Source organism: Streptomyces paradoxus, from assembly GCF_014202475.1.
In the GTDB taxonomy this organism is placed as follows: domain Bacteria; phylum Actinomycetota; class Actinomycetes; order Streptomycetales; family Streptomycetaceae; genus Streptomyces; species Streptomyces paradoxus.
In genome coordinates this window covers 428,267-449,100 of the sequence record NZ_JACHGV010000006.1, presented here as the reverse complement: position 1 = coordinate 449,100, position 20,834 = coordinate 428,267, and the positions used below count along the sequence as shown (strand labels likewise).

The window sequence follows — 20,834 nt, the reverse complement described above, 5'->3', positions numbered from 1 at the left end:
GGGCAGCGGGGCGTTTCCGCAGGTGGGGCGGGGCCGAACGGCTGTCGCACATACGTTCGGGAATGAGGGTATGGTGGGGGTGAGGTAGCTGGGAACAGATGTTCGAGAGCTGGTGTGGCTCACGAGTGCGGGAGGTGCGTGTGCCGGGGTTCACGCATCTGCACACCGTCTCCGGATTCTCGTTGCGCTATGGAGCCTCGCACCCGGAGCGGCTGGCCGAGCGTGCCTCCGAGCGGGGCATGGACGCCTTGGCGCTGACCGATCGCGACACGCTCGCCGGCGCCGTCCGGTTCGCGAAGGCCTGCGGGAAGGCGGGGGTCCGGCCGCTGTTCGGTGCCGATCTGGCGGTGGCGGGTGCGGAGCCCGGGGACGGAGCCGAGCGGCGGGGGCGGCGCCGGACCCCGGTGCGGGGTGGTGCCTTTGTCGACGAGTCGGCTCCCCGGGTGACCTTTCTCGCCCGGGACGGCGCCCGGGGATGGGGAGAGCTGTGCCGGCTCGTCTCCGCTGCCCATGAGGGGGAGGGGACACCCCTGCTGCCCTGGGAGCGCAATCACGCCGAGGGGCTGACCGTGCTGCTCGGTCCCGGATCGGACGTCGGGCGCGCCCTGGCCGCGGGGCGGCCCGACCGTGCGGCGCGACTGCTCGCGCCCTGGCGTGACGTCTACGGCGACGCCTTGCGGCTGGAAGCCGTCTGGCACGGCCGGAAAGGGACGGGGCCCGGGTCGCTGCGGCTGGCCGCCCGGACCGTCGGCTTCGCCGCCGAGCAGCGGATCCGGCCCGTGCTCAGCAACGCGGTGCGGTACGCCGACCCGGGGCTCGGGCCGGTCGCCGACGTTCTGGACGCCGCCCGGCGGCTGGTGCCCATCGACCCGGCCAAGGGGCTGGACTCCGGTGAGGCCTGGCTCAAGGGAACCGGCGACATGGTCGCTGTGGCGGAGCGGATCGTGGAGGCCGCGGGGTTCCGGCGGGAGACCGCTCACCGGCTGGTGGAGCAGACGCAGGCCACGGCCGCCGCGTGCCTGGTCGATCCCGAGGACGATCTCGGGATCGGCACCGTCCACTTCCCCGAGCCGCATCTGGTCGGCGCCGGGCGCCGGACCGCCCAGCGGACGCTGGCCTCGCGGGCGGCGGCCGGCATGGTGCTGCGCGGATACGACCGGCGGCGGGAGTACTGGGAGCGGATGCACCACGAGCTGGACATCATCGCCCACCACGGCTTCGCCTCCTACTTCCTGACCGTCTCCCAGGTGGTGGAGGACGTACGGAAGATGGGCGTCCGGGTCGCCGCCCGGGGGTCCGGGGCCGGGTCGCTCGTCAACCATCTGCTCGGTATCGCGCATGCCGATCCGATCGAGCACCGGCTGCTGATGGAGCGGTTCCTGTCGAAGGAGCGGGTCGTGCTGCCCGACATCGACATCGACGTGGAGTCCGCGCGGCGGCTGGAGGTCTACCGCGCGATCATCGACCGGTTCGGCACCGAGCGGGTCGCGACGGTCGCGATGCCGGAGACGTACCGCGTACGGCACGCCATCCGTGACGTGGGGGCCGCCCTGTCCATGGATCCGGCCGAGATCGACCGGGTCGCCAAGTCCTTTCCCCACATCCGGGCGCGGGACGCCCGCGCGGCGCTGGAGGAGCTGCCCGAGCTGCGCGCGCTGGCGGGGGAGAAGGAGAAGTACGGGAAGCTGTGGGAGCTGGTCGAGGGGCTGGACGCCCTGCCGCGCGGCGTGGCCATGCACCCGTGCGGGGTGCTGCTGTCCGACGCCTCCCTGCTGGCGCGTACGCCGGTCATGCCGACCAGCGGCGAGGGCTTTCCGATGTCGCAGTTCGACAAGGACGACGTCGAGGACCTCGGGCTGCTGAAGCTCGACGTGCTGGGCGTGCGGATGCAGTCGGCCATGGCGCACGCGGTGGAGGAAGTACGGCGGGTGTCGGGTGTCCGGGTGGATCTGGACGGGCTGGCGCCGGGGGATCCGGAGACGTACCGGTTGATCCAGTCCACCGAGACGCTCGGGTGCTTCCAGATCGAGTCGCCCGGGCAGCGGGATCTGGTCGGGCGGCTCCAGCCGGCCACGTTCCACGACCTCGTGGTCGACATCTCGCTGTTCCGGCCCGGTCCGGTCGCCGCCGACATGGTGCGGCCGTTCATCGAGGCACGGCACGGGCGGGCGCCGATCCGGTATCCGCACCCCGACCTGGAGGGGCCGCTGAAGGAGACCTACGGGGTGGTCGTCTTCCACGAGCAGATCATCGACATCGTCGACATCATGACCGGCTGCGGGCGCGGCGAGGCCGACCGGGTGCGGCGCGGGCTGTCGGATCCGGAGTCGCAGCAGCGGATCAAGGTGTGGTTCGCGCAGCACGCGGCGGTGAACGGCTACGACGCGGAAACGATTCAGCGGACCTGGGAGATCGTCGAGGCCTTCGGGTCGTACGGCTTCTGCAAGGCGCACGCGGTCGCCTTCGCGGTGCCGACGTACCAGTCGGCGTGGCTGAAAACGCATCACCCGGCCGCCTTCTACGCCGGGTTGCTCACGCACGACCCCGGCATGTACCCGAAGCGGCTGCTGCTGGCGGACGCGCGGCGGCGCGGAGTGCCCGTGCTGCCGCTGGACGTGAACGCGTCGGGGGTCGCACACCGTATCGAACTGGTGTCCGGTAAGTGGGGTCTGCGGTTGGCCCTCTCCGATGTGCACGGCATCAGCGAGGCCGAGGCGGCGCGGATCGCCGAGGGGCAGCCGTACGCCTCGCTGGTCGACTTCTGGGAGCGGGGCCGGCCCAGCCGTCCGCTGGCCCAGCGGCTCGCGCAGGTGGGGGCACTGGACGCGTTCGGCGCCAACCGCCGCGATCTGCAACTGCATCTGACCGAGCTGCACCGGGGCGCCCGGGGCGGGGGCGGCGGCCAGCTCCCCCTGGCCGGGGGACGCGAGACCGCACCGGCCGGACTGCCCGACCTCACCTCCTCGGAGCGGCTCAGTGCCGAGCTGGGCGTGCTGTCCATGGACGCCTCGCGGAACCTGATGGACGATCACCGGGCGTTCCTCGACGAGCTCGGCGTGGTGTCGGCGCGGCGGCTGCGCGAGGCCCGGCACGGGGAGACGGTGCTGGTCGCGGGCGCCAAGGCGGCCACCCAGACACCGCCGATCCGGTCCGGCAAGCGCGTCATCTTCTCCACCCTGGACGACGGCACGGGCCTGGTCGACCTCGCCTTCTTCGACGACTCCCACGACGCCTGCGCCCACACCGTCTTCCACTCCTGGCTGCTGCTGGTGCGCGGGGTGGTGCAGCGCCGCGGCCCGCGCAGCCTCAGCGTGGTGGGCGCCGTCGCCTGGAACCTCGCGGACCTGCTGGACGTGCGCCGGGAGGAGGGGCTGGAGGGAGTCGCGGCCCGGCTGGCCGGTGGCGGTGATCCCGGTGATTCCGGCGACGACGGTGACGGGGCCGCGCGCCGGCGGCTCGCCGGCTCGGAAGGGGCGCCCGCACCGACGGGTTCCGCGGCCCAGGACCCGATGGAACAGCGGAAGATCCGCATGGCCACGGGGTACGAGATGCACCCCTGGGCCGATCTGCGTCCCGCGGGGGAAGGGCCCGCGGCGGTCGGAAGAAAGTTGTGGCACCAGAGTCCGGGGAGTGCGGGATGACCATCCTCTGCGTACGTTTCCAGCTGCCTACGACGAGCGAGGCGGATCTGCCCCAGCTGCTCGGGATGCTGGAGGAGTTCACCCCTGTCGTGCAGGCCCTGCCACCGGACGGGGCACTGGCCGACCTGCGCGGCGCCGAGCGGTACTTCGGGCGGGACGCCGTCGAACTGGCCTCGGTGATCCGGGTGCGCTCGCTCGCGCTCCACGGCGTCGACTGTGTGATCGGGGCCGGGCCCGGGCCGATGCTGGCCCGGATGGCGCTGGACGACGCGGCGCCCGGGGTGACGCGTGCGGTGCCCGGCGAACCGGACGCCATCGCGGAATTCCTCGCGGACAAGCCCGTCGCCGCGCTGCCCGGTGTGGGCACCGCGACCGCCCGCACGCTGGGCGACTACGGCCTCGACACCCTCGGCCGGGTCGCCGCCGCACCGCTGTCCACGCTCCAGCGGCTGATCGGCGCGAAGACCGGCCGCGAGCTGCGCGAGAAGGCGAACGGCATCGACCGCGGCCGGGTCGTACCGAACGCCGTCTCCCGGTCCCTCGCGGCGGAACGCCCCTTCGGGCGCGACGAGCTGGACCCGGACCGGCACCGCCGGGCGCTGCTGTCGGCCGCCGAGGAGCTCGGTGCCCGGCTGCGCGCTCTGGAGAAGGTCTGCCGCACACTCACCCTGACCGTGCGCTACGCCGACCGGTCCGCCACCACCCGCAGCCGCACCCTGACCGAGCCGACCGCACACTCCCCGGCGCTGACCCGGACCGCGTACGGCATGTACGAGGGGCTCGGCCTGCAACGCGCCCGGGTCCGCGCGATCGCCCTGCGCGCCGAGGGGCTCGACCCCGCCGACCAGGCCTCCCACCAGCTGACCTTCGACCCGGTGGACGAGAAGGTCCGCCGCATCGAGGAGGTCGCGGACCGCGCGCGAGCGAGGTTCGGGCCGCGGGCGGTGATGCCCGGGGGGTTGGGCGGGGCGGCGGCGTAGAGCCCTCCGCCTGACGTCAGTTGGCCCACGGCGGCGCGATGCGGGTGCCGTCGGCCAGCCGTGCCTCCAGGCCGATCGAGGTGGTGACCCAGGAGTACGCGGTCCGGTCGGTCGGGTTCTCGACGGTCAGGGTGGCGCCAGGGTTGATGATCACCGTGTCGCCCGCGGCGATCCGCTCGGTGCGGCCGTCGAGGGTGATCAGCAGTTCGCCGTCGAGCAGATGGAAGATCTCCTCCCGGCTGACCGTGTGCGCGGGCGCCTTGAGGCCGGCCGGGATCTCGCCGCGCCAGGCGCACAGCTCCTTGCTGCCGCTGTTCGGGGTGGCGTACGAAACGAATCGGGCGCCGTGGATCTCGTGGGTGACGGCTTCGGACGCGCGGACGATGGGCATGAGGCCTCCAAGTGGTCAAGTAGCTTGACTATATAGTCAAGCTACTTGACCACCCCGTCAAGGGTGTTTCAATGCACGGGTGCAGAACTCCGAGGCCATGGCCCTGTCCTCCGCCCTGCTCGCCGTCGCCGGCGGGCTCACGCAGCGCATCCACGAGGGTGTGATCGCCCGCGGTTTCGAAGGGCTGCGGCCCGCGCACGGCTTCGCCTTCGCCCGGCTGGCCCCGGACGGCGCGACGGTCACCGACCTCGCCGCCCATCTCGGGGTGACCAAGCAGGCCGCGAGCCAGCTCGTCGACGAGCTGGTGCGCAAGGGGTACGTCGAGCGGCGGCCGCATCCCGGGGACGCGCGGGCACGGCTGATCGTGCTGACGGGCCGGGGCCGGGACTGCACGCGGGCGGCGGAGGAGGCGGCCGCGGAAGCGGTGCGGGAGTGGGTGGAGATGCTGGGTGAGCCGGAAGTGCGGTCGCTGGGGGAGCGGTTGCTGCGGATCGCCCCTCATGGGCCCATTCGCCCTGCCTGGTGAAGGGGCGTCAGCCGGGGACCGAGATGCCGGTTACCGCTGCAAGTTTTTACTGACGCGTAACTTCCCACTTTGACTACTCGCCCGTAACTTGACGAGTGAACAGCATCCTCGTGATCCGGATCACAGGGCCTAGTGCCGTCGCACCTCCCTTGAGCCGCAAGGAGATCACCCGATGCTGCCCTGGAAACGAGTGCTCAGACCCCTGGCCGCCCTGCTGCTGACTGCCGCGGCCATCACCGTCCCCGCCACCACCGCCCAGGCCTCCGGCGCCCCGGGCTCCGGCTGGAACGACTACTCCTGCAAGCCGTCCGCCGCCCACCCCCGCCCCGTCGTCCTGGTCCACGGCACCCTCGGGAACTCCGTCGACAACTGGCTGGGCCTCGCCCCCTACCTGAAGGTCCGCGGCTACTGCGTCTTCTCCCTCGACTACGGCCGGCTCGAAGGGGTCCCCTTCTTCCACGGCCTCGGACCCGTCGAGAAGTCCGCCGGAGAGCTGAAGGGCTTCGTCGACAAGGTGCTCGCGGCCACCGGCGCCGCCGAGACCGACGTCGTCGGACACTCGCAGGGCGGCATGATGCCCCGCTACTACCTGAAGTTCCTCGGCGGAGCCGCCAAGGTGAACGCCCTGGTCGGCATCGCACCCAGCAACCACGGCACCACCCTGAGCGGTTTCACCCACCTGCTGCCGTACTTCCCGGGCGCCGCCGACCTGTTGGCGAAGAACACCCCCGCCCTCGCCGACCAGGTCACCGGCTCCGCCTTCCTCACCAAGCTCAACGCCGGCGGCGACACCGTGCCCGGCGTGCGCTACACCGTCATCGCCACGCGATACGACGAGGTCGTCACGCCGTGGCGCAGCCAGTACCTGACCGGGCCCGACGTGCGCAACGTCCTGCTCCAGGACCTGTGCCCCGTCGACCTGTCCGAGCACGTGGCCATCGGGCTGCTCGACCGGGTCGCCTTCCACGAGGTGGCCAACGCCCTGGATCCGGCGCGGGCGAGGCCCACCACCTGTGCTTCGGCGTTCGAATGACACGTGTCATCAGTTGACACGTGTCAGGGAAACGTTTCGGGGCCTGTCCGGCCTGAGCCGCCGGACAGGCCCCGGGTCATGGGGCGGTGGGGATCAGCCGCCGTGCCGCCCGCCGCTCACCGTCCGGCGCCGGGCCGACAGGAACAGGGCCGACGAGCCGAGCGCCAGGGTGGCCGCGCCGCCGATCGCGAGGTACGTGGTGCTGCTGTCGCCGCCGGTCTCGGCGAGGTTCTCGGTGGCACCGGCCGCCTTCGGCTGGTTGGGCGCGGGTGCGGCGGCCTTCGGCCGGTCCGCCGTGCTCTTCCGCGGGGCCGCGGCAGGCGCCGCCGAGGTGCTGGGGTCGTCGTCGCCGTACCCGTGGTGCTCGATCGTGGACTTGGCGTTGCCCTCCTTGATCTGCTCCTTCGTCGGAGCGGAGGCGGTCGGGGCCGGGGCCGCACCTCCCGCCGCGCCGCCGAAGCTGACGTCGGAGCAGGAGTAGAACGCCTCGGGGCTGTCCGACCGCTGCCACACCGCGTACAGCAGGTGCTTGCCGGAGCGCTGGGGCAGGGTGCCGGAGAAGGTGTAGAAGCCGCCGGTGGCGGCCGGGTCGGTGGACGTCGCGACCGGCTTGGCGAGATCCAGGTCCTTCCAGGCGAGCGGCTTGGCCGGGTTGTAGCCGGGCTTGGTGATGTAGACCTTGAAGGTGCCCTTGTGAGGGGCCGTCACGCGGTACTTGAAGGTGTGCGAGCCGCTTCTCACGCTCGTCGCCGGCCAGTCGGCGCGGGGGAGGTCGAGCCCCTTGAACTGCGCATTGTTCGCGCTGCACAGCTTGCCGTCCGGGATGAGCCGCTGGTGCCGGCCGCCCGCGTCGCCGATGCGTATGCCGTTCCAGTCGTAGAGGGCCTGGGTGCCGCCCGCCGCGACCGCCGCCTTGCACGCGGCCGACCTCGGGCTCTCGGGGCCCTCGGCGTAGCACTGCGAGACGCGGCTGACCGGGCCGCCCATCGAACCGTGCGCGGCAGCCGGCGCGGCGGTCAGCGCGGTCAGGGCGAGCGGGACGCTGCCGAGAGCGGCGACGGTGGCTGCTGTGCGGCGTGCGGGCATGCGGGAACTCCTCGAAGCGGCGCAGGGGACAGGTCCGGGCCCGGGTGGGCCGGATCCCGTGGGGTGCTCCCGAAGCTAGCCCCTGAAAACCGTGAAATCGCCTGCTGAGGGCGGGTGGAGGAGATCCTTATGGCCCGCTTAAGGGAGTGTTCGGACTGGCATCAGGTAGGTACCGTCGCGACATGGCAGACGAGGAGATCCGGCCGGCCGGGGCCGCCGACGTACCGGCCGTCGCGGACGTGATCGACGCGGCCTTCCGCCCCTACATCGAGCGCATCGGGCGCGTGCCGCAGCCCATGGAGGAGGACCACGCGGCGAACGTGGCCGCGGGCAAGGTGTTCGTGACGGGCGATCCCGTGACCGGGCTCGTCGTGGTCGAGGCGTTCACGGACCATCTCTTCCTCGACACCATCGCCGTCCACCCCACCGCGCACGGCGGGGGAGTCGGGCGGCGGCTGCTCCGCTTCGTGGACGCACACGGGCGTGCGCTGGGCCTGCCCGAGGTCAGGCTCTACACGAACGCGCTCATGTGGGAGAACCAGAAGATCTATCCGAGATACGGCTACGAACTGGTGGAACGCCGCGTGAGCGGGCCCTACGACCGCATGCACTACAGCAAGCGGCTGCTCTGAGGCGTGCGTCTCATGGTCGGTACCGGCCGCTCAGGCGTCCGGCCACCAGGTGCGGACGATGTCCTTGCGGACCTCGGGCCGCCCCGCGGGGCATTCGTCGGCCTCTTCGCGGACCCGGCGGACATCCGTCTTCTTCAGGGGCTTCTGCACGGTCACACGGCGCATGGCTGCCTCCTTAAAGGGTCTACCGGGTTCCGCGTTCTCACGGAGGTAGACCTTTCGGGGGAGAGTTACTCATCGCTCCTGGTCTGTCAGTGGCGGCAGTCACGATTCGAGTGTCAGTGGCGGGTGTCACTCTTGGGCCCATGACGAATGTGGACTGGGACGCCGAGGCCGCCTCCTTCGACGAGGAGCCGGACCACGGCCTGCGCGACCCCGAGGTGCGCCGTGCCTGGGCCGGGCGATTGCGCGGCTGGCTGCCCGCCCGGGAGGGAGACGTCCTCGACCTCGGGTGCGGCACCGGCAGCCTGTCGCTCCTCGCGTCCGAGCAGGGGCACCGGGTGACGGGCGTGGACCTCTCCCCGGCGATGGTGACACTCGCCCGCGAGAAACTCGCCGGGCGTGACGCGGTGTTCCTAGTCGGTGACGCCGCGGCACCACCGGTCGGGGAGCAGCGCTTCGACGCCGTGCTCGTCCGGCACGTCCTGTGGGCACTGCCGGATCCCGGCCGCGCCCTCAGGCACTGGCGCGGCCTGCTGCGGCCGGACGGTCGGCTCGTCCTGGTCGAGGGCGTGTGGGGGAGCGCCGAGCCGGTCGGCATCTCCGCCGAGCGGCTCACCGGCCTGCTCGCCCCGATCACCGGGCGGGTGTCCGTGGAGCGGCTCTCGGACGATCCGCTGCTGTGGGGCGGGCAGGTCACGGACGAGCGGTACGCGGTGGTCGCGATGGACCCCTCAGGCCAGGAGCGCGGTGAAGCCGCCGCCGCGGGCCAGTGACTCCAGCTCGTCGAGCGCGGCCAGCGCGGCGGACGCCGCCTGCGGGTCCGAATCGCCGAGGCCGCTCTCGGCGAACTCGTCCTCGTCCAGGCGGCGTACGTCCGAGCCGTCCGCCGAGCGCCACAGGTCCAGGTCGAGATCCTCCACGACCAGCTCCGAACCGGTGCGCAGCGCGGGGCGGGTGACGTCGCAGTACCAGCCCTTCAGGGCGCCCGTGCCGGAGCGGACCTCCTTCACGGCGTACCAGCGGTCGCGCCAGTAGTACTCCGTGAAGACGTCCCCGGGTTCGAAGCGGACGAACCCGAAGTCGCGGACGCCGGAGCCCGCCCACGGGGCGCGGACCGCCAGGCGCGTGCCGTCGTCCGCCAGCAGCTCGCCGGTGTAACGGATCTTCGTGCGGCCCGCCTTGACTAGCACGACGTCCAGTTGCGGGAGCCGGTCAGCCGAGTTCGCGGACATACCGTATTTCCTTCGCGCAGGTCTCGTAGCCGAACCACTTGTTGATGGCGATCATCGGCTCGTTGCCGGTGTCGTTGCCGGTGAACGCCTCCGTGTACCCCGCGGCGCGGGCGCGGTGCAGGGAGTCGTTCTTGGCGAGCTTGGCCAGGCCCCGGCCCCGGAACGCGCGGGCGGTGCCGGTCATGGCGGTGGCGTAACGGGAGCCGCCGTCGGTGTAGGCCGCGGTGAAGGCGGCGAGGCGTCCGTCGACGACCGCGATCGTGGTCAGCTCGTGGTCCAGGAGCGGCTGCTTCCAGGTCTCCTCGATCCAGGCCTCGTAGTCCGTGAACTCCACGTCGATGTCGCTCGGTTCGTCCGACGAGGCCTCCGCGTCCAGTTCGAACACGGGACGCGGGTCGTCCGCGAAGTCGGCGGCCGTGCGCAGCTCGACGCCCGCCGGCAGGTCCTGGCGGGCCGGCAGGGTGCCGTCCGCCAGAGCCAGGCGCAGGAACCAGGCGGAACGGCTGGCCCGGAAGCCGTGCCGCTCGGCGAAGGCGCGGTTGTCCGGCTCGTCCAGCACCCAGGTGAACAGCTTGGTGACACCCAGGCGTCCCAGGCGCTCCTCGGCGGTGCGCAGCAGGAGCGACCCGGCGCCGCGCCCCGTGTGTCCGGGGCGCACGTAGATGTTGGCGGACCCCTGGCCGGGCTCCGGGCTGTCGTGGGCGACGCTGATCTGGGCCGTGCCGATGATCTCGCCGTCGTCCTCGGCGACGAGCTGCCCGAAGTGGGCGTCCGGGTGGGCGTGCGTCAGGGTGTGCACCACGGACTCGGGGGTGGAGAGCATGTACGGAAGGGCGAGGCGGCGGGTGGTGGAGAACCCCTCGGCGTCGGCTCGGACGTCGGGGCGCAGGTCGCGCACGATCACGGTCATGGGGACGCACGCTACGCGGGGACCCGTCCGGGGTGCCTCTCATTTTCCGCCGGGTGCGCGACAATCGGGCTGTGACCTTGAAGATCGACATCGACGACAGCGCCCCGCCGTACGAACAGGTGCGGGCGCGGATCTCCGAGCAGGCCCGGTCGGGTGCGCTGCCGGTGGGATACCGGCTGCCGACCGTGCGGGGACTGGCCGAGTCGCTGGGACTCGCCGCGAACACGGTCGCCAAGGCGTACCGGGCGCTGGAGGCGGACGGGGTGATCGAGACGCGGGGCCGCAACGGCACGTTCGTCGCCGCCGCCGGCGCGGCGGCGGACCGCGAACTGGCATCGGCCGCACAGGCCTACGTGGAGCGGGCCAGGAGGCTCGGGCTGGGCGAGGACGTCGCGCTCGCCGCGGTACGGGACGCCCTGCGGGCGGCGTACGGGGAGTAGGCGAGCCCTAACCGGACGGCTGCGCCAGGCGCTCCGGCGTGCGCGTGATGTCCAGCCCCGCCGACCTCCCGGTCCGTGCGAACACCATCGCGTCCTCCACCGCCGCGCCGCCCGGGTCGTTGTTGAAGTACGCGTAGACGTCCTCGCCGCCGGGCCAGGTCGTGGCGATGCGGTCGAGCCAGGTGGCCAGCGAGCGGCGGCCGTAGCGGGGCCAGGGCCGGGCACGGCCCTGGTGGAAGCGGACGTAGCCCCAGTCGGCCGTGCGCCACAGGGGTGTCGCCGGGCGGGCCAGGATGTCCGCCCAGCACAGGGCGGCGTACCGGGACTCCAGGACGCGGCGGACCTGCGGGGTCCACCAGGAGTCGTGGCGCGGCTCGACCGCGACCCGGGTCCGGGCCGGGAAGCAGGCCAGGCACGCGTCCAGCAGACCCGGGTCGGCGCGCAGGGTGGGCGGGAGCTGGAGCAGCACCGGGCCGAGGCGGTCGCCGAGGCCCGCCGCGTGGCTCATCAGGCGGTGCACCGGCTCCTCGGGGTCCTTGAGCCGCTTGATGTGGGTCAGGTAGCGGCTCGCCTTGACCGCGACGACGAAGTCCCCGGGCACCCGCCCCCGCCAGTCCTCGAAGGTCTCCCGGGCCGGCAGCCGGTAGAAGGCGTTGTTGATCTCGACGGTGGCGAAGTGCCCCGCGTACTCCTCCAGCCAGAGCCGCATCGGCAGCCCGGACGGGTACAGGACGTCCCGCCAGTCCTTGTACTGCCACCCGGACGTGCCGACGAACAGGGTCATATCCCTATGAAAGCACCGCGTGCCCGGGAGGGCTGCCGTGGCGGTGGTGGCGTCCTGGTCCCGCCCGGCCCGCTACGCGTCGGCGCGGGTGTGGAAGCGGTAGAACAGCAGCAGGAAGACGGCTGCCGTGACCAGCACCGTCGTGATGACCACGGGCCGGATGTCGTCGCCGGTCTGGCTGTAGAGGAAGCCCAGTGCGACACCGGCGAAGGCGGCCCGGACCAGGGCGTGCAGGGCGTGCAGATCGCGCCTGAGGCGGCGGAGCACCTGGACCACGGCGATGCAGAGCACCATGAAGGCGAGCGCGCTCCACACCCCCGACGCCACGTCCGACCCGGTGATCGGGCCGCCGTGACGCCGGTTCACCGCGACCCAGTTGCCGTAGACGGCACCGAGCACGACGGGCAGGACCCACCGTGCGGCGCGGTGGGCGGATTCGCTGAACACGGTGGGCGCCGTGTGCGCCATCAAAGGCCTCCCTGGTCCATGCGGAGCGCGGCGTCGCTCCCCGGCACACCGTGGCACGCCCGGGTAACAGGGAGGTGAGAAGCGGTTGTGAGCGAACCCGGCAAGGCCTCGCCACTGAGCCCCTTCGGGTGGCCCCGCTACAGATACAGCCCCGCGTCGACGCCCCCGCGCGGCTCCGGAAGGGCGGTCGGGGAGGTGCCGCGGCGCAGCGCGTACAGCTCCGCGAGCGTCGCGCCCTCGCGGCCGACGCCGTCTTCCCGGCCCAGCCAGCTCACCGCCTCGGGGCGGGTCAGCGGACCGACCTCGATCCGGGCGAGGCAGCGGCCGGGACGGACCACGGCGGGGTGCAGGCGCTCCAGGTCCTCGTTGGTCGTGACCCCGACCAGGACGTTGCGGCCCTGGCCGAGCAGTCCGTCCGTCAGGTTCAGCAACCTCGACAGCGCCTGGCCCGCCGTGTGCTTGGCCTCGCCGCGGATCAGCTCGTCGCAGTCCTCCAGGAGCAGCAGCCGCCAGCGGCCCTTGCCCGTCGCGTCCTCCTCGCCGATGGCGATGTCCATGAGGTAGCCGACGTCGGAGAAGAGCCGCTCGGGGTCCAGGACGCAGTCCACCTGGCACCAGTCGCGCCAGGAACGGGCCAGTGTCCGCAGCGCCGACGTCTTGCCGGTGCCCGGCGGGCCGTGCAGCAGCAGGAGACGGCCCGCGATGTCCTCCGGGGTCGTCTTCATCAGGCGGTCCATGGCGTCCGCCACCGGCGCGGTGTAGTTGGGCCGGACCTCCTCCCAGGTGCCCGCCGCGATCTGGCGGGTGGTGCGGTGCGGGCCGCGGCGCGGGGAGACGTACCAGAAGCCCATCGTGACGTTCTCCGGCTGCGGTTCGGGCTCGTCCGCCGCGCCGTCCGTGGCCTGGTCGAGAACCTTCTTCGCGAGCTCCTCGCTGGTGGCCGTCACCGTGACGTCGGCGCCCCGGTTCCAGCGGGAGACCAGCAGCGTCCAGCCGTCGCCCTCGGCGAGCGTCGCGCTGCGGTCGTCGTCCCGGGCGACGCGCAGCACCCGGGCGCCGGACGGCATCAGCGTCGCCCCGGACCGCACGCGGTCGATGTTCACCGCGTGGGAGTACGGCTGCTCGCCCGTCGCGAAGCGGCCGAGGAACAGCGCGTCGACGACGTCGGACGGGGAGTCGGAGTCGTCGACGTTGAGCCGGATCGGCAGCGCCTCGTGCGGGTTTCCAGACATGCCGCCATGATCCGGCACGGGGAGGCCGCGTGCACCCGGTTTCCCGGTGCACGCGGCATGTCGCCCCCGTGCAGGTCAGCCCCAGGAGCGGGCGACCAGCCGACGTGCCTGCCGGGCCCTGCGGACCATGGCGTACCCCTTGGTCAGGGCGCGGTCCCCGGCGAACGTACGGGTGATCCCGCGCCCCTCGATCACGCGCTCGAACTCCTCGATGCCCGTGCTGCGGCGCACCGTCAGCCGCCGCAGCGCGTACGGCCCCTGCGCCCGCCGCGCGAGACCGTTGCCGACGGCGAGGGCCTGGGCGTAGCCCGTCTCGCGCACCGCCTGCCGGACCCGGCGGCTGGAGTAGCCGTAGGGATAGGCGAACGAGGCCGGTACGGTGCCCAGCTGATCCGAGACGATCTCCTTGCAGTGGATCAGCTCGAACCGCAGCGTGGCGTCGGAGACCTGGTCGAGCTGCGGGTGGCTGTGGCTGTGCCCGCCGATCTCCACACCCTGCGCCGCGAGTTCGCGGACCTGGTCCCAGTCCAGCATGGTGTCCAGGCCGCCCCCGGTGTCGTACGGCCCCCTGAGCCACCCCGTCGAGACGAACAGGGTGGCGGGGAAGCCGTGCTTGGCGAGCGCGGGGAGGGCGTGCCGGTGCACACCCTCGTAGCCGTCGTCGAAGGTGATGAGGACCGGCCGGTCGGGCAGCGGCCGGCCGGAGCGCCAGCACGCGGCCAGTCCGGCCGTGGTGACCGGCGTGAGCCCCCGGCCGGCGAGCACCGCCATCTGCTCGGCGAAGGCCTCCGGGGTCACCGACAGGGCACGGGTCGCGTCGTTCGGGTCGGCCGCGACCGCGTGGTACATGAGGATCGGTACGCGGGTGTCACTCACGGGCCGCCACCTCCACCGCGGGTACCCGGAACGTGGTGCCGCCCCGGCGGGCACGGACGCTGCCGACGACGTAACCGCCCGCCGCCGTCAGCACCCCGGCCACGATCGCGCCGGCCCGCCCCGCCCCGCCCGGCCGGGCCAGCAGGGCGTCCCGCAGCCCCCGCGCCACCCCGGCCGGCAGGACGCGCGTGGCGTAACGGCGCTCCGACTCCAGGCCCTTCTCGGCGCCGACGCTCCGGGCCACCAGGGCCTTGGACAGGCCCTCGGCGTAGGTGCGGGTGCGGAAGTAGCGGAAGTGCTCGCGGATCTCGGGCACCCGGTGGTGGATCACCGCCCGGTCGTCGATCAGCAGTACCGCGTCGGGCCGGGCGCGGCTGAGGCGGATGCACAGTTCCGTCTCCTCGCAGCCCAGCGGGCGTTTGTCGCCGTCCCGGCCGATGCCGGTGGCGAAGCCCCCCGCCGCGTCGAAGGCACTGCGGCGGAACGAGGCGTTGCCGCCGAGCACGTTGCGCACCCGGACCCGGCCGCGCGGCAGACCCCGGTAGGTGCAGCCCACCACCCAGTCGAACTCCTCCGGGAACCAGTCCGGCCGCCGCCCCGACGCCCAGACCGGCACCGTGCGCCCGCCGACCGCCATCACCCGCGGGTCGCCGTACGCCTCGGCGAAGTGCCGCAGCCAGTCGCGCTCGGCCACGGCGTCGTCGTCGAGGAAGGCCACGACCTCACCGCGCGCGGCGGCGATGCCGGTGTTGCGGCCGGCGGACAGGCCGCGGGGGCCCGCGTTGGCGAGCACCCGCACCACGGCGTCCCCGGAGGACTCCTTGTACTCCTTGGCGAGCCGCTCCCGGAGCGTCTCGTTGTGATCGACGACCAGCAGCGTCTCCAGGGCCGGCCGCGACTGCGCGCGGACCGACGAGACCGCCGCGAGGATGTCCTCCCAGCGGTCCTCGGTGTACGCGCAGATCACGACGGAGATGCCGGGACCGCTCAAGACACCTCTCCCCGCATCGCGGCCGGCATCGACGACCGGGGCGAACGGCGGCGCAGGGCACGGCGGTTGGAGCGCTCCTGGAGGATCACCCTGAGCACGCGCAGCCCGTCCCGCACCGCCCGCAGATTGCTCACGCCGTGGATGCGCAGGTACTCGTGGCTCGGGATCTCCTGCACCTTGAGCCCGGCCTTGACGACCCGGATGTTCATCAGGGTCTCGACCTCGAAGCCGGTGCAGTCCAGGTCGATCTTGTCGAGGCAGTGCCGCCAGAACGCGTTGTAGCCGTAGCAGAGGTCGGTGTAGCGGGCGCCGAACTTGCGGTTGACGACCGTGCACAGCGCCCAGTTGCCCATCTTGCGGATGAAGGTCATGTCGTCGGTGCCGCCGCCGTTGGCGAAGCGGGAGCCCTTGGCGAAGTCCGCGCCGGAGACCAGGGCGGAGACGTAGCTGAGGATCTCACCTCCGTCCGCCGAGCCGTCGGCGTCGACCATCACGATGATGTCGCCGGTGCAGGCCTGGAACCCGGTGATCAGAGCGTCGCCCTTGCCCTTGCCGCGCTGCTCGACGACCTTGACCTCGGGCCACAGCTCGCGGGCCACCTCGACGGTGTTGTCGGTGGAGTTGCCGTCGACCAGGACCACTTCATGTATCCAGTCGGGCAGGGTCTTGAAGACGTAGGGCAGGTTCTCCGCCTCGTTCATGGCCGGGATCACCACGCTCACCGGCGGCGCGATGGCCAGGTGAGAGGAGACGGGTCGGTACTTGGAGGCGGTCGGCGGACGCTGCTCCGTCGCGGCCGGCTGCAGAACTGAGCTCATGAGTCTGGTCCCTCTCGTCCGGTGGACCGCCCCCCCAGGGCAGTCCGGATCCAGTCCGGTTCGAAAGGGGGGTTCTCACCCGGGCACGCCGAGATGGCGAGGCATGCCGGGGTGAAGCTCCGGCACGCCGGGTGAGCTGGCAAAGCTGGCCGGCGGCGAAAAACGGCAGCCGACCGCGCGGCACGGCCCGGAGACAGTTGCGATCACCGAGCACGGCACCCCCCTACCGCGCCCCGCGCCGGTTCGTCGCGGTCCTTGAGCCCTCCCCTAGAGCCGCGTACTGACGGACCGATGCGGGTGAGATGTATGACGGTATTGACGATTGAACCCGTATGGCAAGACCTGGAACGGCCCCTCACGTTTTTGTTGGTTTGTTCGTTGCGGCAGGCGCCTTGTGCGACGCAAGTTGCACGTTCCCTTCGCATAAACATGCGTTCCCCGGAGGCGATCAGGGCCTCCGGGGAACGCGTGTTCAGGTGCCGGTGCGATCCGCGGTCACTGCACGATCTGCAGCAGCCGGTTCGGCGAGCCCGAACCCGCGCTGGTGACCTTGCCGGTGACGGCGCCGTTCACCAGGGCCGTGGCGACCTGGGCCGGGGTGGACGTGGTGTGGCCCGCCAGGTAGACCGCCGCCGCGCCCGCGACGTGCGGGGTCGCCATCGAGGTGCCGGAAATGGTGTTGGTCGCGGTGTCGCCGGTGTGCCAGCCGGCCGTGATGGAGGAGCCGGGCGCGAAGATGTCCAGCACGGAGCCGTAGTTGGAGTAGCTCGCCTTGGCGTCGGTGTTGGTGGTGGCCCCGACCGTGATCGCCTCGGCGACCCGGGCCGGCGAGGACGAGGAGGCGGTGGTGCTGCTGTTGCCCGCCGCGACGGCGTACGTGACGCCGCTGGCTATGGAGTTGCGGACCGCCGTGTCCAGGGTGGCGGAGGCGCCGCCGCCGAGCGACATGTTGGCCACCGAGGGGCCGGAGTGGTTGTTCGTCACCCAGTCGATGCCGGCGATCACACCGGCCGTGGTGCCGGAGCCGCTGTTGTTCAGCACCCGCACGCCCACGATCTTCGCCTTCTTGGCGACGCCGTAGGTCGAGCCCGCGATCGTGGTGGCCACATGGGTGCCGTGGCCGTTGCCGTCGGAGGCGTTGTTGTCGCCGTCGACCGCGTCGTAGCCGTGTGCGGCACGGCCGCTGATCTGCTGGTGGGTGATGCGCACGCCGGTGTCGATGACGTAGACCGTCACGCCGCTGCCGGCGCTGTCCGGGTAGGTGTAGGTGCCGGACAGCGGGAGCGAGGTCTGGTCGATGCGGTCCAGACCCCAGGGGGCGTTGGTCTGGGTGGCGGCGAGGCTGACGCGCTGGTTCTGCTCGACGGAGGCGACCGCCGGGTCGGCGGCGAGCCGCCGGGCCTCGGTGGCGGAGAGGGTGGCGGAGTAGCCGTTCAGCGCCTTGCCGAACGTCTTGTCGACCGAGCCGCCGTACTCCTCGACCAGCCCCTTGCCCGCGGCCGAGGAGGCCTTCAGGCCGGCGCTCTTCTTGAGCGTGACGAGGTAGCTGTCCTTGATCGCGGTCGGCGAGTCCGCGGCGAGCACCCGGCCCTCGGCGGGTGCGGCCTGGGCGGGGAGGGCGGTGAGCCCGCCCACGAGGGCGGCGGTCGCCAGCGAGGTGAGTGCGGCGAACCCGAGTCTCTTGCTGCGCAGTTGTGCCATTACGAGGGAGTCCTCCTCTAGGCGGCGCGCGCCTGGGTGGGGCGCGCGTCGTGTGGGGGATGTGCGCGTGCTCGCGCACACGGCCCGGGAGCGTCGCGTTCCGCTCTCGGCCGGAGTAAAGCCTCGACCAACTACCGGCGTAGAACAAGGAGTTGAGCATCAATCAACAAATCTGTCATGGGCACGCAACAAGAGAGGCCCGACGTGTAACACGAGGTGTGGGGAACGTGCCGAGTATCCGCGGATGGACCGAAAAGACTTGGCATGGACACTTCCTGTCAACACGCGTAGCTGCTACCACGGTTATGGCAGAGATCCTGCTAAAGGGAGGTTCCATGAGACGTTCCCGACTTGTCGTCCTCGTGAGCTCGCTCCTCCTCGCCGTCGGCACCGCCCTCTCCGGGGCGGCGACGGCGCAGGCGTCCTCACTCGCCGCAACTGGCGGCTACGTGGCGCTCGGTGACTCCTACTCCTCCGGAGTCGGAGCGGGCAGCTACATCAGTTCCAGCGGCGACTGCAAGCGCAGCACGAAGGCCTATCCCTACCTCTGGGCCGCCGCCAACTCACCCTCGGCCTTCGCCTTCACCGCCTGTTCGGGCGCCCGAACGGGTGATGTTCTCGCGAATCAGCTCACTCCGCTCAGCGCCTCCACCGCCCTCGTCTCGATCAGCGTCGGCGGCAACGACGCCGGATTCGCCGACGTCATGACGACCTGTGTCACCCAGTCCGACAGCGCCTGCGTCTCCCGCATCAACACCGCCCGGGCGTACGTCGACTCCACGCTCCCCGGCAAGCTCGACGGCGTGTACTCGGCCATCCGCTCCAAGGCCCCCGCCGCCCGGGTCGTGGTCCTCGGCTACCCCCGCTTCTACAAGCTCGGCGCCACCTGCCTCGGCCTGTCCGAGACCAAGCGCAAGGCCATCAACGACGCCTCCGACTACCTGAACACCGCCATCGCCAAGCGCGCCGCCAACCATGGCTTCGTCTTCGGCGACGTCCGCACCACCTTCACCGGTCACGAGATCTGCTCCGGCGACTCCTGGCTGCACAGCGTCAGCTGGCTCAACATCGGTGAGTCCTACCACCCGAAGGCACCGGGCCAGTCGGGCGGCTACCTGCCGGTGCTCAACAGCAACGACTGACCGCTCAGCCGGAGCCGGAGCCGGAACCGGAGCCGGAACCGGAGCCGGAGTCCGAGTCCGCATCCGGGCCTGAGTCCGGGCCCGAGTCCGGGTCCGTGCCGGAAGGAGAAGGGGAGGCCCCGCCTGTCGGGGTCTCCGTCTCGCAGGTCACGGAGAACGGCACCGAGTCGGACGTCGTCCGCACCGGCTCCCGTACCTCCACGCTGATCTCGTTCTCGAACGTCCCGGTCTCCGCCTCGGTCGTCACCCGCACCGTGTCCTGCTTCGAACGGCCGCCGCCCTCCGCGAACGACAGCGTCTTCCAGCCTCCGTCCAGCACCTGGCCGTCCCGCGTCACCCAGCGGTAGCTCACCTCGGCCGGCAGCCGCCCCACCGTGAGCGTCGCCGTGAACTCCGGCGCCTGGGCGTTCGGCGGCGGACAGGTGCCCGCGTAGTCCGTGCGCCGGCCCTCCAGGGAGACCCGCACCGACTGCGGCGGCGGACTGCTCTCCTTGCTCTCGCTCGGGGTCGGCGACGGGCTGGACTTCTCGCTCGCGCTGTTCTCCGGGGGTTTCCTGGTCGCCGTGGGCGTGGTGTCCCCGGCCCCCTGGTCGTTGCCGTCGGAGCCGTCCCCGTTGTTGAGCAGCGCGTACGTCAGACCGCCCACCGCGAGGGCCAGCGCGATCACGCCGGCGACCAGCACCCGCCCCGCCCTGCGGTCCCGGTCCGGGCCGGTGGCAGCCGTGGTGGTGGCCGGCCCGGAGTCCCCCGGCGGGCCGGGGAACGGCATCGGGGGCGTGGGAGCCGGCTCGGGGTGGCCCGCGACGGTCGGCGGGAACGCCACCGCCCGGGTCATGTCCGGGCCCGGCGAGCCGCCCGCCGCGACGGCCCGCAGATCCTGCTCGGCCCGCTCGGGCGGCAGCCGCTGCTCGGGGTCCTTGCGCAGCAGCCCCTCGATCACCGGGGTGAGCGGACCCGCCCGGTACGGCGGCGGCAGCTCCTCGTCGACGATCGCCCGCAGTGTGCTCAGCGGGGTGTCGTGACGGAAGGGGGAGTGGCCCTCGACCGCCGCGTACAGCAGCACGCCGAGCGACCACAGGTCCGACTCCGGGCCCGGCGTACGGCCGAGGGCCCGCTCCGGGGCGAGGAACTCCGGAGAGCCGATGACCTCCCCGGTCATGGTCAGCGCAGAGCTGCCCTCGACCATGGCGATGCCGAAGTCGGTGAGCACGATCCGGCCGTCGTTCGAGATCAGCACGTTGGCCGGTTTCACATCGCGGTGCAGCACCCCGGCCTCGTGCGCCGCCCGCAGCGCGGCCAGCACCTCGGCGCCGATGTGCGCGGCACGCTGGGGTGGCATCGGGCCCTCGGCGTCCAGGACCTCCGCCAGGGAGAGTCCGCGGACCAGTTCCATGACGATCCACGGCCGGCCGTCGTCCGTCGCCACGTCGTACACCGTCACCACGTTGTGGTTGGCGACCCGGGCGGCGGCCCACGCCTCACGCTCCAGCCGGGCGTACATCCGCTGCACGTCGTCGCCCGCCAGTCCGGCCGGGGCGCGCACCTCCTTGACGGCGACCTCGCGGTGCAGCACCTCGTCGCGGGCGCGCCACACCGTTCCCATGCCGCCCTCGCCGAGCGGTGCCAGCAGCCGGTAGCGGCCCGCGATCACACGCTCATGGCCCGGTTCTTCGAACACGGCGCCCCCATTCGCAGCCGGGCGAAATCTCCATGGGGTGTGTTTTCCCCACGAGGTCGGATTTCCTCACGACGTCCGCTTTTCTCCTGACGTCCGACGCATCACGAACGT

General features: G+C 72.1%; 21 protein-coding genes. 8 read left to right on the top strand and 13 right to left on the bottom strand.

Going from position 1 to position 20,834, the window contains the following annotated elements; genetic code table 11:
- The first annotated feature begins 140 nt into the window (after positions 1 to 140).
- Both HNR57_RS22415 and HNR57_RS22410 read left to right on the top strand, forming a co-directional pair.
- Positions 141 to 3,641: a DNA polymerase III subunit alpha gene (locus HNR57_RS22415; RefSeq protein WP_184562093.1), complete on the top strand. Its 3,501-nt coding sequence runs from the start codon at positions 141 to 143 to the stop codon at positions 3,639 to 3,641.
- On the top strand, positions 3,638 to 4,621 hold the full coding sequence (locus HNR57_RS22410) for a DNA polymerase Y family protein (RefSeq protein ID WP_184562091.1): 984 nt from the start codon (positions 3,638 to 3,640) through the stop codon (positions 4,619 to 4,621). Before HNR57_RS22415 ends, HNR57_RS22410 begins: the two co-directional genes overlap by 4 nt.
- A 16-nt stretch (positions 4,622 to 4,637) precedes the next feature.
- On the opposite strand, the gene HNR57_RS22405 is transcribed toward HNR57_RS22410, so the two are convergent.
- Complete coding sequence (locus HNR57_RS22405; RefSeq protein ID WP_184562089.1) at positions 4,638 to 5,012, bottom strand: cupin domain-containing protein; 375 nt, start codon at positions 5,010 to 5,012, stop codon at positions 4,638 to 4,640.
- A 79-nt stretch (positions 5,013 to 5,091) separates the two neighbouring features.
- Between HNR57_RS22405 and HNR57_RS22400 the strand changes: the two genes are divergently transcribed.
- A complete protein-coding gene (locus HNR57_RS22400) occupies positions 5,092 to 5,538 on the top strand; it encodes a MarR family winged helix-turn-helix transcriptional regulator (protein WP_184562087.1) in 447 nt (148 codons plus the stop codon).
- Positions 5,539 to 5,710: 172 nt separating this feature from the next.
- Complete coding sequence (locus HNR57_RS22395; RefSeq protein WP_184562085.1) at positions 5,711 to 6,571, top strand: esterase/lipase family protein; 861 nt, start codon at positions 5,711 to 5,713, stop codon at positions 6,569 to 6,571.
- Positions 6,572 to 6,664: 93 nt separating this feature from the next.
- Here the strand turns inward: HNR57_RS22395 and HNR57_RS22390 are convergent, their stop codons facing one another.
- Positions 6,665 to 7,657, bottom strand: a complete 993-nt coding sequence (locus tag HNR57_RS22390; protein WP_184562083.1) for a lytic polysaccharide monooxygenase auxiliary activity family 9 protein — start codon at positions 7,655 to 7,657, stop codon at positions 6,665 to 6,667.
- Positions 7,658 to 7,839: 182 nt separating this feature from the next.
- Between HNR57_RS22390 and HNR57_RS22385 the strand changes: the two genes are divergently transcribed.
- Positions 7,840 to 8,289 (top strand): GNAT family N-acetyltransferase, encoded by a 450-nt coding sequence (locus HNR57_RS22385; RefSeq protein WP_184562081.1) that lies wholly within the window; start codon positions 7,840 to 7,842, stop codon positions 8,287 to 8,289.
- A gap of 30 nt (positions 8,290 to 8,319) precedes the next feature.
- On the opposite strand, the gene HNR57_RS40325 is transcribed toward HNR57_RS22385, so the two are convergent.
- Positions 8,320 to 8,454, bottom strand: coding sequence for a hypothetical protein (locus HNR57_RS40325; protein WP_281403901.1), 135 nt, complete (start codon positions 8,452 to 8,454; stop codon positions 8,320 to 8,322).
- Positions 8,455 to 8,594: 140 nt separating this feature from the next.
- On the opposite strand from HNR57_RS40325, the gene HNR57_RS22380 reads away from it, so the two are divergent.
- Positions 8,595 to 9,224 carry a class I SAM-dependent methyltransferase gene (locus HNR57_RS22380; protein WP_184562079.1) on the top strand — a complete coding sequence of 210 codons (630 nt, stop codon included), beginning with the start codon at positions 8,595 to 8,597 and terminating at the stop codon, positions 9,222 to 9,224.
- Here the strand turns inward: HNR57_RS22380 and HNR57_RS22375 are convergent.
- Positions 9,183 to 9,683 (bottom strand): ribonuclease FAU-1 family protein, encoded by a 501-nt coding sequence (locus tag HNR57_RS22375; protein ID WP_184562077.1) that lies wholly within the window; start codon positions 9,681 to 9,683, stop codon positions 9,183 to 9,185. The two genes, HNR57_RS22380 and HNR57_RS22375, sit on opposite strands and share 42 nt — an antisense overlap.
- Complete coding sequence (locus HNR57_RS22370) at positions 9,664 to 10,593, bottom strand: GNAT family N-acetyltransferase (RefSeq protein WP_184562075.1); 930 nt, start codon at positions 10,591 to 10,593, stop codon at positions 9,664 to 9,666. The genes HNR57_RS22375 and HNR57_RS22370 overlap by 20 nt, the downstream gene beginning before the upstream one ends.
- A gap of 71 nt (positions 10,594 to 10,664) precedes the next feature.
- Between HNR57_RS22370 and HNR57_RS22365 the strand changes: the two genes are divergently transcribed.
- On the top strand, positions 10,665 to 11,033 hold the full coding sequence (locus HNR57_RS22365; RefSeq protein ID WP_184562073.1) for a GntR family transcriptional regulator: 369 nt from the start codon (positions 10,665 to 10,667) through the stop codon (positions 11,031 to 11,033).
- Positions 11,034 to 11,040: 7 nt separating this feature from the next.
- Here HNR57_RS22365 and HNR57_RS22360 read toward each other — a convergent pair whose 3' ends face one another.
- The 7 genes from HNR57_RS22360 to HNR57_RS22330 all read right to left on the bottom strand — a co-directional run bounded on the left by HNR57_RS22360 (position 11,041) and on the right by HNR57_RS22330 (position 17,903).
- Positions 11,041 to 11,817, bottom strand: coding sequence for a DUF72 domain-containing protein (locus tag HNR57_RS22360; protein ID WP_184562071.1), 777 nt, complete (start codon positions 11,815 to 11,817; stop codon positions 11,041 to 11,043).
- Between the two features lie 72 nt (positions 11,818 to 11,889).
- Positions 11,890 to 12,285, bottom strand: coding sequence for a hypothetical protein (locus HNR57_RS22355; RefSeq protein WP_184562069.1), 396 nt, complete (start codon positions 12,283 to 12,285; stop codon positions 11,890 to 11,892).
- Positions 12,286 to 12,422: 137 nt separating this feature from the next.
- Complete coding sequence (locus tag HNR57_RS22350; protein WP_184562067.1) at positions 12,423 to 13,517, bottom strand: DUF5925 domain-containing protein; 1,095 nt, start codon at positions 13,515 to 13,517, stop codon at positions 12,423 to 12,425.
- Positions 13,518 to 13,592: 75 nt separating this feature from the next.
- Complete coding sequence (locus HNR57_RS22345; RefSeq protein WP_184562065.1) at positions 13,593 to 14,393, bottom strand: polysaccharide deacetylase family protein; 801 nt, start codon at positions 14,391 to 14,393, stop codon at positions 13,593 to 13,595.
- Positions 14,386 to 15,384, bottom strand: a complete 999-nt coding sequence (locus tag HNR57_RS22340; RefSeq protein WP_184562063.1) for a glycosyltransferase family 2 protein — start codon at positions 15,382 to 15,384, stop codon at positions 14,386 to 14,388. The genes HNR57_RS22345 and HNR57_RS22340 overlap by 8 nt, the downstream gene beginning before the upstream one ends.
- Positions 15,381 to 16,202: a glycosyltransferase family 2 protein gene (locus tag HNR57_RS22335; RefSeq protein WP_184562061.1), complete on the bottom strand. Its 822-nt coding sequence runs from the start codon at positions 16,200 to 16,202 to the stop codon at positions 15,381 to 15,383. The genes HNR57_RS22340 and HNR57_RS22335 overlap by 4 nt, the downstream gene beginning before the upstream one ends.
- A 495-nt stretch (positions 16,203 to 16,697) precedes the next feature.
- On the bottom strand, positions 16,698 to 17,903 hold the full coding sequence (locus HNR57_RS22330) for a S8 family peptidase (RefSeq protein WP_184562059.1): 1,206 nt from the start codon (positions 17,901 to 17,903) through the stop codon (positions 16,698 to 16,700).
- A 335-nt stretch (positions 17,904 to 18,238) separates the two neighbouring features.
- Between HNR57_RS22330 and HNR57_RS22325 the strand changes: the two genes are divergently transcribed.
- Positions 18,239 to 19,045 carry an SGNH/GDSL hydrolase family protein gene (locus HNR57_RS22325; RefSeq protein WP_184562057.1) on the top strand — a complete coding sequence of 269 codons (807 nt, stop codon included), beginning with the start codon at positions 18,239 to 18,241 and terminating at the stop codon, positions 19,043 to 19,045.
- Positions 19,046 to 19,049: 4 nt separating this feature from the next.
- Here the strand turns inward: HNR57_RS22325 and HNR57_RS22320 are convergent, their stop codons facing one another.
- Positions 19,050 to 20,723, bottom strand: a complete 1,674-nt coding sequence (locus HNR57_RS22320; RefSeq protein WP_313674371.1) for a serine/threonine-protein kinase — start codon at positions 20,721 to 20,723, stop codon at positions 19,050 to 19,052.
- Positions 20,724 to 20,834 lie beyond the last annotated feature (111 nt).